The sequence below is a fragment of the Promicromonospora sp. NPDC052451 genome, from assembly GCF_044547525.1.
In the GTDB taxonomy this organism is placed as follows: Bacteria; Actinomycetota; Actinomycetes; order Actinomycetales; family Cellulomonadaceae; genus Promicromonospora.
Window position 1 is genome coordinate 500,210 of the sequence record NZ_JBIUAP010000001.1, and the last position, 13,183, is coordinate 513,392.

Below are 13,183 nucleotides of genomic sequence, written 5' to 3' on the forward strand. Positions count from 1 at the left end.
TCGGTGCATGGCGCGTCGCGTACCGGGGTCCCGCACGTCAGGGGCCGCGGGGGGGCGAGCCAACGGGGGCCACGGGGAGAGGCGGACGGTCAGGGAGGGCCTGATGCTGCGGTTCCACTTCACGTCGGACGATCTTGCCCGGGTCCGGATAGCACCGGGCCCGGACCCCATGTGGGAGGTGTTGCTCAGCGCCCACGTGGTGAACCAGCGCCCGAGCGTGCCGATGTTCGCGGCCTGGCGCGGGCGGGTGCTGTCGGGTCTGCCGCCCGCAGCCAGGATGTTGCTGCGCCTGGCACCGCCGCGCGGCTACTCGCCGGACTTCCTCACGCCGCTCACCGGCACGGACGACTTCGAGACGGGCCTCGACGCCGTGCTCTCGACCTCCCGGTCCCGGCTCGGCACCGACCTGGCGCGGCTGACGCGCGGGACCCGGCCGCACCTGTGGATGCGCGACCTCGCGTCCGGGTCCGCGCCGGCCGTCCGCGGGCTCGGCGTCGCGATGCGGGCCTACTACGAGCAGGCGATCGGGCCCTACTGGAGCGGGATCCGCGCCGCCGTCGACCTCGACCGGGCCGCCCGGACCCGGGCCTGGGTGGAGGGCGGTACCGAGCAGGCCCTGCGGACCCTGCACCCCTCGGTGCGGTGGGAGCACCCGGTCCTGTCCGTGGTGACGGCGGCGGAGCGGGACGTCGACCTGGCCGGCCGCGGCCTGCTGATCATCCCGTCGTACTTCTGCCTCCGTGCCCCGATCACGCTGGCCGACCCGGAGCTGCCGCCCGTGCTGCTCTACCCGATCGTGCACGAGCACGCGGTGCCGGAGCACGGCCTGGAGGCGGCGTCCGGCGGCGGCCGTCAGCTCACCGCGCTGCTCGGCCGGACCCGGGCGTCCGTGCTGCGCGCGCTCGGTACCGGGGCCACGACCAGTGAGATCGCCCAGCGGCTCGCGATCTCGCCGGCCTCCGCGTCGGAGCACGCGACCGTGCTGCGCAACGCAGGGCTGGTCGCGTCCGGGCGGGAGCGCAACTCCGTGATCCACGCGCCGACCCCGCTGGGGCAGACCCTGCTCGACGGTTGCGTCGGTCAGAGCCCGGCGGCGCCCGCGCTGCTGCTGCCGCCGCGCCAGGCGGTCACTGCAGCAGATCCTGCGTGATCGGGTCCGCGGTGGCCGCGAGGCACAACCCGACCCGGTCGCCGTCGTCCCACGACGCCTCGCTCGGGCCCCAGACCACGTACCGCACGGTGTTCACGACCGGGCTGTTCCGCGCGACCGGTCCGAGCTGCTTGGTGCCGCACACCTGGGCCACGCGCTTGTCCACCTCGTCGCGTCCCGGCCAGACGGCGGCGTCCGCGAAGTCGGTGCGCCCGACGACCTGTGCCGTGTGCGGCTCGTCGCAGGGCACCGCGAGCACCTCGGAGACCTCACCGTCGTCGGGGACGGTCTCCACGCAGGACCCGAGCACGAGCTGGAGCGGGTGCACCTCGCGGGGCTCGGCGATCATCGCCTCGATCGGCTCCCACTGCTGCCGGGCCACCATGTTCACGACGACGGCGACCACCGCCACCACCGCGATCACCGCGACCACGGCGCCCCCGACCAGGGCATAGCGGCGGCGCTTGGCGGACTCGTCGGCGGGCGTGGCCGGACGCCAGCCCGCGTACGTGGCCTCGGGAGCGTAGTCGTGCACTGCGGGGAACCCGTGCGCCGCGTTCCCGGGTGCCGCCGGGAACGGCGACGGCGGCTGCTGCGGGGCGGTGGGCTGCGCCGACGCTCCCGGGTGGTGCTGCACGGGTGCCGCGGGGGTCGGGAACGGGCTCGGTGGGGCGGCGGTCGGCGGGGTGTGCGTGGTGGGCGCGGCGAACAGGTCCGGTGTGCCGGTCGCCTCGGCGTCATCGACGGCCTGGGACGGGGCAGTGTGCTCGACGCTCGTGTGCTCGACGGCGGCCTGCTCGGACTCCGCCTGCTCGACGTCTGCCTGCTCGGTCTCCGCGCCGTCGGCAGGCGGGTCCGCCGGGGTCGCGGCCGACGTGTCCTCGGCGCCTGCCCCTGGCTCCCGGTTGCGGTCCGTGCTGACCTCGCCGACCACGGTGCGCGGCCCGAGCGCCTTCTTGTGCGCCTCGGCGATCGCCGCGAACGACAGCGCCTTGAAGTCGAGGTCGGCGTCGGTGATCGGGGCCACGGACGTCGTGGACCGTGCGTTCTCCGCGTCCGAGGCCGTAGCCGGTGCGGGCTCCTCGGGCTCCTCGGGCTTCTCGTGCTCCTCAGGTGACGCGGGCTCGGTCGTGCCGGGGGCCGGGGTGTCCGCGGCCTGCGCCGTCGGGGCCTGCGTTTCCGTCGGGGCCGGAGTGTCTGCGGGCCCCGGACCGTCGGCCGGAGCGTCACCGGCTGGAGCGTCCCCGGCGTGCGCAGCGTCGGCGTGCGCAGCGTCCGCGGGTGCGGCGCTCGCGGGTGCGGTCTTGCTCGGCGGGGTGGCGGTCGGCGGCGTCGCCTCCTCGGGCGAGGCGGGCGGCACGACGCTGATCTCCTCGGTGGGCGCCTCGCTGCGACCGCCGGGGCTGCCACCCGTGGCCGCTCGCTCCGTCTGTGCCGTGGCCTCCGGGGACGCCTCCGGCTCCGTGGCCTCGACAGCCGTCTTGCCGGTCGTCTCGTCGACCGTCTCGCCGACGGTCTCGTCAGCGGTCTCGATCCTGTCGTCCGAAAGCTCCGGCTCCGGCGCGGCACCCTCGGCGGCCTGCTCGTTCGTGGTGTCGCCCGCGCTCGTGACCGCCTCGTCCGGCCCGTTCTCGTCGCTGTCCGCGGCGTCGCTGTCCGCGGCGGGCTCGGCTCGCTCGTCCGTGGCGCTCACCGGCGTCGTGCCCGCGTCGCCGTCCGTCACGTGCTCCTGCTCCGACTTCCCCGCGGATGCCTTCTCGACAGGATCCGTCTCGGGGGTCCCCGCGGCTTCGGTGGAGGCCGGGAACTGGTCGGGCGTCGACGTCATGCAGGTTAACTTACCGATATTCGGCAACGACCTGATCACCGGAACGATGCCCGGTTCGGGTGCACTCGGGATATGGACAATTTCACCCGCTGATTTCCTCATCACGGGTGGAACCCGCGGCGGGCGTCGGGCGTACGCGGACGGTGTCAGTCCGCCAGGTCGACGATCACCGGCACGTGGTCGGAGGCGCCCTTGCCCTTGCGCTCGTCACGGTCCACGAGAGCGCCCGCCGCACGGGGCGCCAGCGCGGGCGAGGCCCAGCAGAAGTCGATCCGCAGGCCCTTGTTCCGGGGAAAGGCGAGCTGCTGGTAGTCCCAGTAGGTGTACGTGTGCTCGGCGGGGAGGAACTTCCGCGTCAGCTCGGTGTAGCCCGCGTCGCCGAAGGCGTCGAACGCGGCCCGTTCGGGCGGCGACACGTGGGTCTTGCCCGCGAAAGCGGTGGCGTCGTACACGTCGGTGTCGAGCGGGATCACGTTCCAGTCGCCCATGAGCGCGACGGCGTCCTGCGCCCCCGCCCACGTCACCGCGGCCTCGCGCAGGGCCTCCAGCCAGGCCAGCTTGTACGCGTAGTGCGGGTCGTCCAGCGCCCGGCCGTGCGGCACGTAGAGGCTCCACACGCGGACGCCGCCGCACGTCGCACCGATGGCGCGTGCCTCGATCGGCGGATCCACGTCGAGCAGCGCGTCCGGGCCGTCGGCGGTGATCGTCTTCGCGAAGCCCGGCTGCCCGGGGAACCGGGTGGCGACGTCGTCCAGCCCGACGCGCGACGCGATGGCCACGCCGTTCCACTGCGAGAGCCCGAAGTGCGCGACCTCGTACCCCGCGGCCTCGAACGCCGCGGCGGGGAACTGGTCGTCACGGCACTTGGTCTCCTGGATCGCCAGCACGTCGGCCTGCGACCGGTCCAGGAAGGCGAGCACGCGGTCGATCCGGGTGCGGATGGAGTTCACGTTCCAGGTCACGAGGCGCACCCGGACAGCGTACGTGGGGTGCCCCGCGCTGTGATCCCGGCCCCACTTCCCGGACCGGCGATAATCGAGATGTTTCACCCCGACTAGGCTGGTCGCGTGCAGATCCTCAGCGGGCGTCGCGCCCTCGGCGCCGTCGTCGTCCTCACGTCAACGGCCCTGGTCGCGGCGTGCTCCGCCGGCAGCTCCTCCGGCGCGGACGGCGGTGCCCGCACGGACGTCGTCGTCGGGCTCACCGGGGAGCCGACCAACCTCGACTTCACCACGACGTCGGGCTCGGCCATCCCGCAGCTCCTGATGAACAACGTGTACGAGGGCCTGGTGACCATCGACCAGGAGGGCGAGGTGCAGCCGCAGCTCGCCGAGTCGTGGGAGGTCAGCGGGGACCGCACCGTCTACACGTTCACGCTGCACGACGGCGTCACGTTCTCCGACGGCTCCGCCTTCACCGCCGACGACGTCGTCTCGTCGATCGCCCGCGTGCAGGACGACTGGACGCTGAGCCTGAAGTCCAAGATGGACGTCGTCGAGAGCGCCGAGGCGACCAGCGACACCGAGGTCGTCGTCACCCTGCGGCACCCGAGCAACGCGTGGCTGTTCGACATGGGCACGTCGGTCGGCGCGATGTTCCCGGACGACCTGCCCGCGGACCTGGCCACCGAGGCGGTCGGCACCGGCCCGTACACCGTGACGGAGGTCGCGACCGGCGAGCACGTCACGCTCGCCGCCCGCGACGACTACTGGGGCGAGGCCCCCGCGATCAGCGAGGTGACCGTCCGCTACTTCGCCGACGCGAACGCGCAGGCCAACGCGGTGCGCGCCGGCGACGTCGACATGGCGTACAACATGCAGGCGCCCGACCTGCTGGCCGGCCTGGAGCAGGACGACCGCCTGCAGGTCGTCGACGGCACCTCGACCGGCGAGGTCCTGCTGGCCCTGAACAACGCCGAGCCGCCCTTCGACGACCTCCGGGTGCGCCGCGCCGTCATGTACGCGATCGACCGCCAGGCCGTGCTCGACACGGCGTGGGCGGGCCACGGCGAGCTCATCGGCTCGATGGTGCCGCCGACCGACCCCTACTACCAGGACCTGACCGACGCCTACCCGTACGACCCGGACCGCGCCCGCGAGCTCCTGGCCGAGGCCGGCGTCGAGGACCTGAGCATCACCTTCGACGTACCGACCCGCCCCTACGCGGAGGCCGTGGCCCAGGTGGTGGTGTCGCAGCTCGCGGACGTCGGCATCGACGCGACCATCGTCCCCGCGGAGTTCCCCGCCGTCTGGCTGGACAAGGTGTTCACCGAGCACGACTACCAGATGTCGGTGATCCTCCACACCGAGGCCCGGGACATGCTGACGATCTTCGGCGACCCCGACTACTACATCGGCTACGACAACCCGCAGGTCGCACAGGTCGCCGAGCAGGCCGACGAGGGCAGCCCGGACCAGTACGTCGCGGGCATGCAGGAGGTGGCCCGGATGATCGTGGACGACGCCGCGAGCGACCCGCTGTTCCTCTTCCCCAACACGGTGGTGGCCGACGCCGCCCTGACGGGCATCGCCGCGAACGCCACCACGGAGTCCATGGACCTGACCGGCCTGCGCTGGTCCGACTGACCGGGCCCGACGCCGCCACCGCCCGTGCTCAGACACCTCGCCTCGCACGCCGCCCAGCTCGTCGCCACGCTCCTGGTGGCGACGGCGGCGATCTTCGTGCTGCTGCGGGTGCTGCCCGGCGACCCCGCCGTCGTCGCGCTCGGCATCGAGGCGTCCCCGGAAGCTCTCGCGGCCTGGCGCGCCGAGCACGGGACGGACGGGTCGCTGCTCGTCCAGTACCTGGAGTGGATGGGCGGGCTGTTCACCGGGGACCTCGGTACGAGCTATGTGACGTCGCAGGACCTCACGCCGCTGGTCGCCGACCGCGTCCAGGTCACCGGCGTCCTGGTGCTGCTCGGCATGCTGATCGCCCTCGTGGTGGCGGTACCGCTCGGCACGCTGGCCGCCGTCTGGCACCGGAACGCGGGCGGCGTCGCGCTGTCCGCCGTCAGCCAGGTCGGTGTGGCCGTGCCGAACTTCCTCGTCGGGGTGCTGCTCGTGTCGCTGTTCGCGGTGCGGCTGGGCTGGCTGCCGTCGGGCGGGTGGACGGCACCCGCCGACGGCCTCGGCGAGTTCTGGCGCCACGTGCTGCTGCCGGCCGTCGCCCTGGGGTCCGTGCAGGCCGCGATCATCACGCGCTACGTGCGCAGCGCCGTGCTGGAGATCATGCGCGAGGACTTCCTGCGCACCGCCCGGGCCACGGGGCTCACCTTCGCCGGGGCCCTGGTGCGCCACGGGCTGCGCAACGCCGGCGTGCCGATCGTGACCGTGGTGGGCGTGCAGATCGCGTCGATGCTGATCGGCGCCGTCGTGATCGAGCGGGTGTTCGCCGTGCCGGGCCTCGGCAGCCTCCTGCTGGACTCCGTGGGCAACCGTGACCTGCTCGCCGTGCAGTCGATCGTGGCGGTGCTCGTGGTCCTGGTGGTGCTGCTGAACTTCCTGGTCGACCTCGCCTACACCCTGCTGGACCCGCGGCTGCGGAGGGCGTCATGACCGATCCGCGCACCGTCGCCGCCGCCGGCACCGCGCCGCCGCTCACGGACGTGCCGCGCCGCCGGCGCCGGGTGCACCCCCAGCTCGTCATCGGCGCGGTGCTGGTCGGGCTCGTGCTGGTCACCGCGCTCGTGTCCCTCGTCTGGACCCCCTACGACCCGGAGCACGCGGGCGGCGAACGCCTGCTGCCGCCCGGCGCCGAGCACTGGTTGGGCACCGACCGCTTCGGCCGCGACGTGTTCTCGCAGGTGATGGCCGGCGCGCAGATCACCCTGCTGGTGGGGGTGGTCGCCGTTGGCATCGCTGCAGTGGCCGGCGTACCCCTCGGCGTGCTGGCGGGCATGCGCCGCGGGCGGCTCGGTGCCCTGCTCATGCGCGGCAGCGACATCCTGCTCGCGTTCCCGGGGCTGCTGCTCGCCATCGTGCTGGGTGCCGTCTACGGTGCGGGCACCGTGACCGCCATGGTCGCGCTCGGCATCGGCTCGATCCCCGCGTTCGCGCGCGTGGCCCGCAGCGGCACCCTCCAGGTGATGCGCTCCGACTACGTGCTCGCCGCCCGGGCCGCCAACCGCGGCGAGCTCGCGATCGCGCGGCGGCACGTGCTGCCCAACATCGCGGGCACCGTGCTGGTGCAGTGCTCCGTCAACTTCGCCGTCGCCGTGCTCGCCGAGGCCGGGCTGTCGTTCCTCGGCCTGGGCACGCCCCCGCCCACGCCGTCGTGGGGCCGCATGCTGCAGGAGTCCCAGCAGTTCCTCGGCGTGGCCGACCATCTCGCGATCGTGCCCGGCGTGGCCGTGGCGGTCGCGGTGCTCGGGTTCAACCTGCTGGGCGACGGGCTGCGCGACGTGTTCGACCCGCGCCTCGCCGCCGTCGGACAGGCCGGCGCCTCAGCCGAGCCTTCTCCCGGCATCCCGTCCGGGCCGGGCCCGGACCGCGCCCCCGTGGAGGGCGGCGCACCCGCCGCCCTCGACCTGCGCCACCTCACCGTCCGCACCCACGGCGGCCGCACCCTCCTGGACGACCTCTCGGTGCGTGTGGCCCCGGGCGAGCGCGTCGGCCTGATCGGGGAGTCCGGCTCGGGCAAGACGATGACGGCGCTCGCGGCGCTCGGTCTGCTGCCCGACGGCGTCACCGCGTCCGGGCACGTCGGCCTCGCCGGCGTGGACGGGAACCTCCTGGACCGGGGCGAGCGGGACCTCGCCCGGCTGCGCGGCCGGGAGATCTCCATGGTGTTCCAGGAGCCGATGACGGCCCTCGACCCGCTCGTGCGCGTGGGCCGGCAGGTGGCCGAGGTCATGACGGTGCACGGTACGTCCGGCGCGGCCGCCGCGCAGCGGGCCGCCGCGCTCCTCGCGGAGGTGGGTCTGCCCGACGGCGCCGCCCGTCGTTACCCGCACGAGCTGTCCGGGGGCCAGCGGCAGCGGGTGGTGCTGGCGATGGCGCTGGCCAACGACCCGCCGGTGCTCGTGGCGGACGAACCGACGACCGCCCTCGACGTGACCGTGCAGCGCCAGGTGCTGGACCTCATGGTGCGGCTGGTCCGCGAGCGCGGTGCCGGGCTGTTGTTCATCACGCACGACCTGGCCGTCGTGTCCCAGGTGTGCGAGCGCGTGGTGGTGCTGCTCGACGGCGTGGTGGTCGAGGAGGGGCCGGTCGCCGAGGTCTTCGCGAACCCCCGGCACGAGTACACGCGGCGCCTGCTGGCGGCGTCGGTCCTGGAGCCGTTGCCGGGGCCGGCCGCTCGCGGGCGTGTCGAGGTGCGGGCGGCCGGAACCCCGGAGGGGACCGGATCCGATGGTGTCCCGATCACGGGAGGCTCCGACGGGGCCGCGACGGCCCCTGCCTCGGCCGTGGTGGCCCCTGCCCCGGCCGCGGTGGTCCAGGTCCAGGACGTGACGCGGGTCTACCGGGGCCGGGGCCAGGAGGTCGCGGCGCTGCGCGAGGTCTCGCTGGAGGTGGCCGCGGGGCAGCGGTTCGGCCTGGTCGGCGAGTCCGGCTCGGGCAAGTCCACGCTGCTGCGGATCGTCGCGGGGCTGGACCGGGCGACGTCGGGCCGGGTCGTGACCACCGGCGTCGAGCTGAGCCCGGCCCGGCCGCGTGACCTCGGCGGCCTGCGTGCCGCCCTCCAGGTCGTCTTCCAGGACCCGTACGCGTCGCTCGACCCCCGGATGACCGTGGGCGACATCGTGGCCGAGCCGCTGCTCAACCCGGCGAACATCCGTGAGGGCGGCCCGCGGGCCGCGTCGGCCCGGCGCGACGCCGTCCGGGAGATGCTGGACGCCGTCGGCCTGCCGCTCGACGCGGCGGGCCGCTACCCGCACCAGTTCTCGGGCGGGCAGCGGCAGCGCATCGCCATCGCGCGCGCCCTGGTGTGCCGTCCCCGTGTCCTCGTGGCGGACGAGCCGGTCAGCGCGCTCGACGTGTCCGTCCGCCGGCAGGTGCTGGACCTGCTCGCCCGGCTCGCTGACGAGCACGCCCTGACGCTGCTGCTGGTCTCGCACGACCTGGGCGTGGTCCGGCACGTCTGCGACCACGTCGCGGTGCTGCACGACGGCCTGATCGTGGAGCAGGGCCCGACGGCGCAGGTCTATGACGACCCGCGGCAGGAGTACACGCGGCGGCTGCGCGAGGCGACGCCGGTCCTCCTGCGCTGACCGCTCGCGCTGCGACCGCCGGATCCTCGTGCGGCTCGCCCGGACGAGATGGTCGTGCACCTGTTACCCCGACGCCCGAGCGGACATTCCGAGACGTGACGACCTTACGAAGCCTGCCCGACGGCGATCGTCCGCCGGACGAGGACAGGATCATGGACCTCTGGCGCGCGTACGCCTGGCGCGTCCAGGCTTACGCCCTGCGCCACGTCGACCCGCACGACGCGCAGGAGGTGGTCTCCGAGACCTTCCTCGTCGCGTGGCGGCGTCTCGCGGACCTGCCGGGTGACCCGTTGCCGTGGCTCCTGGTGGTGGCCCGCAACGTGGTGCACAACCAACGTCGCGCCGCCCGACGGCGCAGCGCGGCCGAGATGGAGCTCGTCCGTCTGGAGAGGGTCACCCGGGCTGCCGAGGACACCGGGGTCACCGTCGGGCAGCGCGAGGCGATGATCGCGGCACTGGTCCGCCTCGCGCCGAAGGACCGTGAGGCGCTCCTGCTGACGGGGTGGGACGGGCTCGCGCCCGCCGACGCGGCGCGGGTGGCCGGCTGCTCCGTCGCGGCGTTCAAGATGCGGCTGTCGCGGGCGCGTCGCCGGCTGGAGTCCGGGGCCGACGGCGTTGCGGGCCTCATCCGGCCGGGCACGGCCCGCACCTCGTCCACACCCGGCGCCGGCCCTGTGGACGACCGGGCGAACGATCAGGCGCACGACCGTGCCGTGAGGAGGATCCGATGAACCGCACCATGTACGACGACCTGCACGATCTCGCCCCAGGTGGTCCCGTGGACGTCACCGGTCTCGAGGTCGCGCGGGCGGCGTTCGAGCGGGGGTTACGTGCCGGGGCGGCCGTCCGGGTCGGCGGCCGGAAGCACCTCGCCGGCCGGAACCCGCGTCGCGGTGTCGGTGCCGGTCGGGTGCTCGTCGCGCTCACGGCAGGCGTGCTGCTGCTCGGCACGGGTGCGCTGGGGGCCACGCTGCTCGGGGACGCCTCTCGCCCTGCGCAGGTCGGCGTGCCGGAGCCGTCGAGGTCCCCGACCCCGGCACCGTCCACGACACCTGACGGCGGAACAAGGGGATGTGACGACCGGAACGAGGTGCTGGACGCTACGCCGCCTGTCCCCTCGGCGCAGTGGCCGGGCCTGATCGACCACGGATGGCGGCTTCCCGACGTCCCGGTGACTGCCGCCCCGACGCTCCAGAGCGCGCCCGTGCGGTGCGCGGGAGAGGTGGCCGCCCTGGCGTTCGCCGATGTCGAGGACGACCGCGCCGTCGTCGTCTACTCACGACACCCGAACGCGGTACCTCCGGACGCGGACATCTCCCTGGCCGAGGCGTCAATAGGCACGGTCGGAGGCGGCGACCATTTCGTGACCTGGACCGACGGGCACGGTCGCTCCTGGTCGGCCACGGCAGGCGGCGTGTCGGCCGAGGAGCTCCGGACCATCCTGCAGAGCCTGGACTTCGCCGAGGACGGCGCGGTGACCGGACCGGTGCCCCACGGTCTCGAGCGGGTCGAGACACCGGAGGTGGACCCCGGTACCACCGTGTACCTGTGGCGCATGCGGCACGACGACGTCAGCTCCTACCTCTGGGTGACGTGGCCGGTCACGGCCCCGATCGAGGCAGGGCTCGCGGACGGTCGGGACTACACGGCGGTCGAGTTCGACGGTCGTGTCGCGCTGTACAGCCCGGGCATCCCTGGCCTGTCGGCCAATCCCCCGAGCCTGCGCTGGGTCGAGGACGGGGCGCGCTTCTGGCTCCTGGACGCCGACGCCGACCTGGAGCTGCTCAAGGCCCGTGCCCGGAGCGTGGAGCCGATCGCCCTCGACGACCCCGAGCTCAGGCCGTACCTGGGCCGGTGATCTCCGGCACGGGCGCACGCGTCGGTCCCGGATCGTACCTGCGGTCCGGGACCGGACCGGGGCACGCACCGGTGTAGCCTCCTGCGCGAGATGACCGAGCACCTCATCAGTGGCGACAGCGACCTCCCCGCGCAGGCCGGCGGGACCGTCGCCGGCACGGCGCGCACCGGCAAGAGCCCGATCCGGGTGATCTTCGTACCCGGTCTCGGCGACCGACTGCCGCCCCTGGTGCACCTCCAGCGCGAGGCGCTGCGCACGTGGCGGGCCCTCGGCGTGCGCACCACGATGTTCCGGGTCCGCTGGTCGTCGGACGCGACGTTCCAGGAACGCCTGGACCGGTTGGACGCCTTGGTGGAGCAGTGCGAGCGGCGCGGCGAGCGGGTCGCGCTCATGGGTGCGTCCGCCGGCGCGGGCGCCGTCCTCGCGGAGTACGCCCGACGGCGGTCGATCGTCGCGGTGGTGATCATCGCCGGCAAGTTCCTCGAGCCCGAGGACATCATCAAGCCCGTGCTCCGGCGCAACGCCCCCTTCGCGGAGTCGCTGTCCACGGTGCCGAAGCTCCTGGAGGAGCTCGGTCCCGACGACCGGGCCCGCATCCTCAGCCTGCGGTCGGCCCGTGACGGCGTGGTCGACGACGAGGACACCCTGCTGGAGGGCGCCGTCAACGAGACGATGCGCGTGGTGGGGCACGTGATCGCCATCGGCTACGCCCTGATGTTCCGGGCGCGCCGCGTCGTCCGCTTCCTGCGTGACGCCGTCACCGACTGAGCGCGGGCCTGTGCCGGGGTGCCACCCGGGTGCTAGCGTGTCTCGCATCGTGAGCACCTTCTTCTGTTCCTGCTGTCGCCGCTGAGCGGTCGCCGACCCGGCGACCCCCTGGCGCGATCCCTCGCGCCGCCGACAGCAGTCCCTGCTCACACATCACATCCGTGCACCTGTGCCGGGCTTCCGCGTTCGCTCCTCCGGGCGGTCGCGGGCACCGGGCCGAGGCGTCGGCGGATGCCGGGATTGCCGCCGTCGGCGTACCCGCATCCCTCGAAAGGACTCCCTCATGCCCGGCATCCCCGTCCTGGACCTCTCGCTGCTCGACGGCAGCCTCGACGACCAGGCCCGTTTCCGCGACGAGCTGCGGCGCGCGACCCACGAGGTCGGCTTCTTCTCCCTGGTCGGCCACGGCGTACCCCGTGACCTGATCGACCGCACCTACGCCACCGCCCGCGAGTTCTTCGCCCTCCCCGAGGAGCAGAAGCTCGCCATCGAGAACGTCCGCAGCCCCCACTTCCGGGGCTGGACGCGTATGGGCGGCGAACGCACGCTCGGTCGCGTCGACCAGCGCGAGCAGATCGACATCGGGGCCGAGCGGCCCGCGGTGCCGGCCGGCCCCGGCATCCCCGACCACTGGATCCTGGAGGGCCCGAACCTCTGGCCCGCCTCCCTGCCCGCCCTGCGCCAGGTCGCCGAGGAGTGGCTGACCCGGCTCGACGCCGTCGCCACGCGGCTGCTGCGGTCCTGGGCGGAGTCGCTCGGGGCGCCGTCCGACACGTTCGATGCCGTGTTCGAGCGACCGTCTCCGCACCTGAAGATCGCCCGCTATCCCGGTGTGGCGGCGGCCGCGCCCGCCCAGGGGGTCGGCGCACACAAGGACCTGGGCGTGCTCACGCTCCTCTCGGTCGAGGACGGCAAGGCCGGCCTGCAGGTCGAGAAGGACGGCGAGTGGCTCGACGTCGTGCCGCCGGACGGTGCGTTCGTGGTCAACATCGGCGAGCTGCTGGAGATCGCGACCGACGGCTACCTCAAGGCGACCCTGCACCGCGTCGTGTCCCCGCCGCCGGGCGCCGACCGCATCTCCATCCCGTACTTCCACGGGCCCGCGCTCGACGCGACGATCCCGACGATCGACCTCCCGCCGTCCCTCCGCGCCGCGGCCCCGGGCGTGACGCGGGACCCGGCCAACCCGCTGCACGCGGTGTTCGGGGACAACTGGCTCAAGAGCCGCGTGCGTGCTCACCCGAACGTGGTGGAGGCACAGCACCCGCACCTGCTGCAGGCCGTGTGACGGGGGTGGGCGACGGCGGCAGGCGGCGTCCTGTGCTCGGAGTAGCGCGTCTTACGGATGCTTCAGGAGCAGTGCGCGTC

General features: G+C 73.8%; 10 protein-coding genes. 8 read left to right on the top strand and 2 right to left on the bottom strand.

Annotated elements, in window-relative coordinates:
* Positions 1-103: 103 nt before the first annotated feature.
* Positions 104-1,150: an ArsR/SmtB family transcription factor gene (locus ACIG47_RS02145; protein ID WP_397429411.1), complete on the top strand. Its 1,047-nt coding sequence runs from the start codon at positions 104-106 to the stop codon at positions 1,148-1,150.
* Here the strand turns inward: ACIG47_RS02145 and ACIG47_RS02150 are convergent.
* Positions 1,128-2,978, bottom strand: coding sequence for a septum formation family protein (locus ACIG47_RS02150; RefSeq protein WP_397429412.1), 1,851 nt, complete (start codon positions 2,976-2,978; stop codon positions 1,128-1,130). The two genes, ACIG47_RS02145 and ACIG47_RS02150, sit on opposite strands and share 23 nt — an antisense overlap.
* 146 nt (positions 2,979-3,124) lie before the next feature.
* On the bottom strand, positions 3,125-3,949 hold the full coding sequence (locus tag ACIG47_RS02155; RefSeq protein ID WP_397429413.1) for an exodeoxyribonuclease III: 825 nt from the start codon (positions 3,947-3,949) through the stop codon (positions 3,125-3,127).
* Positions 3,950-4,045: 96 nt separating this feature from the next.
* On the opposite strand from ACIG47_RS02155, the gene ACIG47_RS02160 reads away from it, so the two are divergent.
* The 7 genes from ACIG47_RS02160 to ACIG47_RS02190 all read left to right on the top strand — a co-directional run bounded on the left by ACIG47_RS02160 (position 4,046) and on the right by ACIG47_RS02190 (position 13,103).
* Complete coding sequence (locus ACIG47_RS02160) at positions 4,046-5,563, top strand: ABC transporter substrate-binding protein (RefSeq protein ID WP_397429414.1); 1,518 nt, start codon at positions 4,046-4,048, stop codon at positions 5,561-5,563.
* A gap of 24 nt (positions 5,564-5,587) precedes the next feature.
* Positions 5,588-6,535 carry an ABC transporter permease gene (locus ACIG47_RS02165; protein WP_397429415.1) on the top strand — a complete coding sequence of 316 codons (948 nt, stop codon included), beginning with the start codon at positions 5,588-5,590 and terminating at the stop codon, positions 6,533-6,535.
* Positions 6,532-9,189, top strand: coding sequence for a dipeptide ABC transporter ATP-binding protein (locus ACIG47_RS02170; RefSeq protein WP_397429416.1), 2,658 nt, complete (start codon positions 6,532-6,534; stop codon positions 9,187-9,189). The genes ACIG47_RS02165 and ACIG47_RS02170 overlap by 4 nt, the downstream gene beginning before the upstream one ends.
* A gap of 95 nt (positions 9,190-9,284) precedes the next feature.
* Positions 9,285-9,920, top strand: coding sequence for an RNA polymerase sigma factor (locus tag ACIG47_RS02175; protein ID WP_397429417.1), 636 nt, complete (start codon positions 9,285-9,287; stop codon positions 9,918-9,920).
* Positions 9,917-11,047: a hypothetical protein gene (locus tag ACIG47_RS02180; protein ID WP_397429418.1), complete on the top strand. Its 1,131-nt coding sequence runs from the start codon at positions 9,917-9,919 to the stop codon at positions 11,045-11,047. Before ACIG47_RS02175 ends, ACIG47_RS02180 begins: the two co-directional genes overlap by 4 nt.
* A gap of 90 nt (positions 11,048-11,137) precedes the next feature.
* Positions 11,138-11,815 (top strand): hypothetical protein, encoded by a 678-nt coding sequence (locus tag ACIG47_RS02185; RefSeq protein WP_397429419.1) that lies wholly within the window; start codon positions 11,138-11,140, stop codon positions 11,813-11,815.
* A 283-nt stretch (positions 11,816-12,098) separates the two neighbouring features.
* Positions 12,099-13,103, top strand: coding sequence for an isopenicillin N synthase family dioxygenase (locus ACIG47_RS02190; protein ID WP_397429420.1), 1,005 nt, complete (start codon positions 12,099-12,101; stop codon positions 13,101-13,103).
* Positions 13,104-13,183 lie beyond the last annotated feature (80 nt).

Coding starts and splice junctions, on each gene's coding strand:
- ACIG47_RS02190 (WP_397429420.1), top strand. CDS start 12,099: ATGCCCGGCATCCCCGTCCTGGACCTCTCGCTGCTCGACGGCAGCCTC.
- ACIG47_RS02145 (WP_397429411.1), top strand. CDS start 104: ATGCTGCGGTTCCACTTCACGTCGGACGATCTTGCCCGGGTCCGGATA.
- ACIG47_RS02150 (WP_397429412.1), bottom strand. CDS start 2,978: ATGACGTCGACGCCCGACCAGTTCCCGGCCTCCACCGAAGCCGCGGGG.
- ACIG47_RS02185 (WP_397429419.1), top strand. CDS start 11,138: ATGACCGAGCACCTCATCAGTGGCGACAGCGACCTCCCCGCGCAGGCC.
- ACIG47_RS02180 (WP_397429418.1), top strand. CDS start 9,917: ATGAACCGCACCATGTACGACGACCTGCACGATCTCGCCCCAGGTGGT.
- ACIG47_RS02170 (WP_397429416.1), top strand. CDS start 6,532: ATGACCGATCCGCGCACCGTCGCCGCCGCCGGCACCGCGCCGCCGCTC.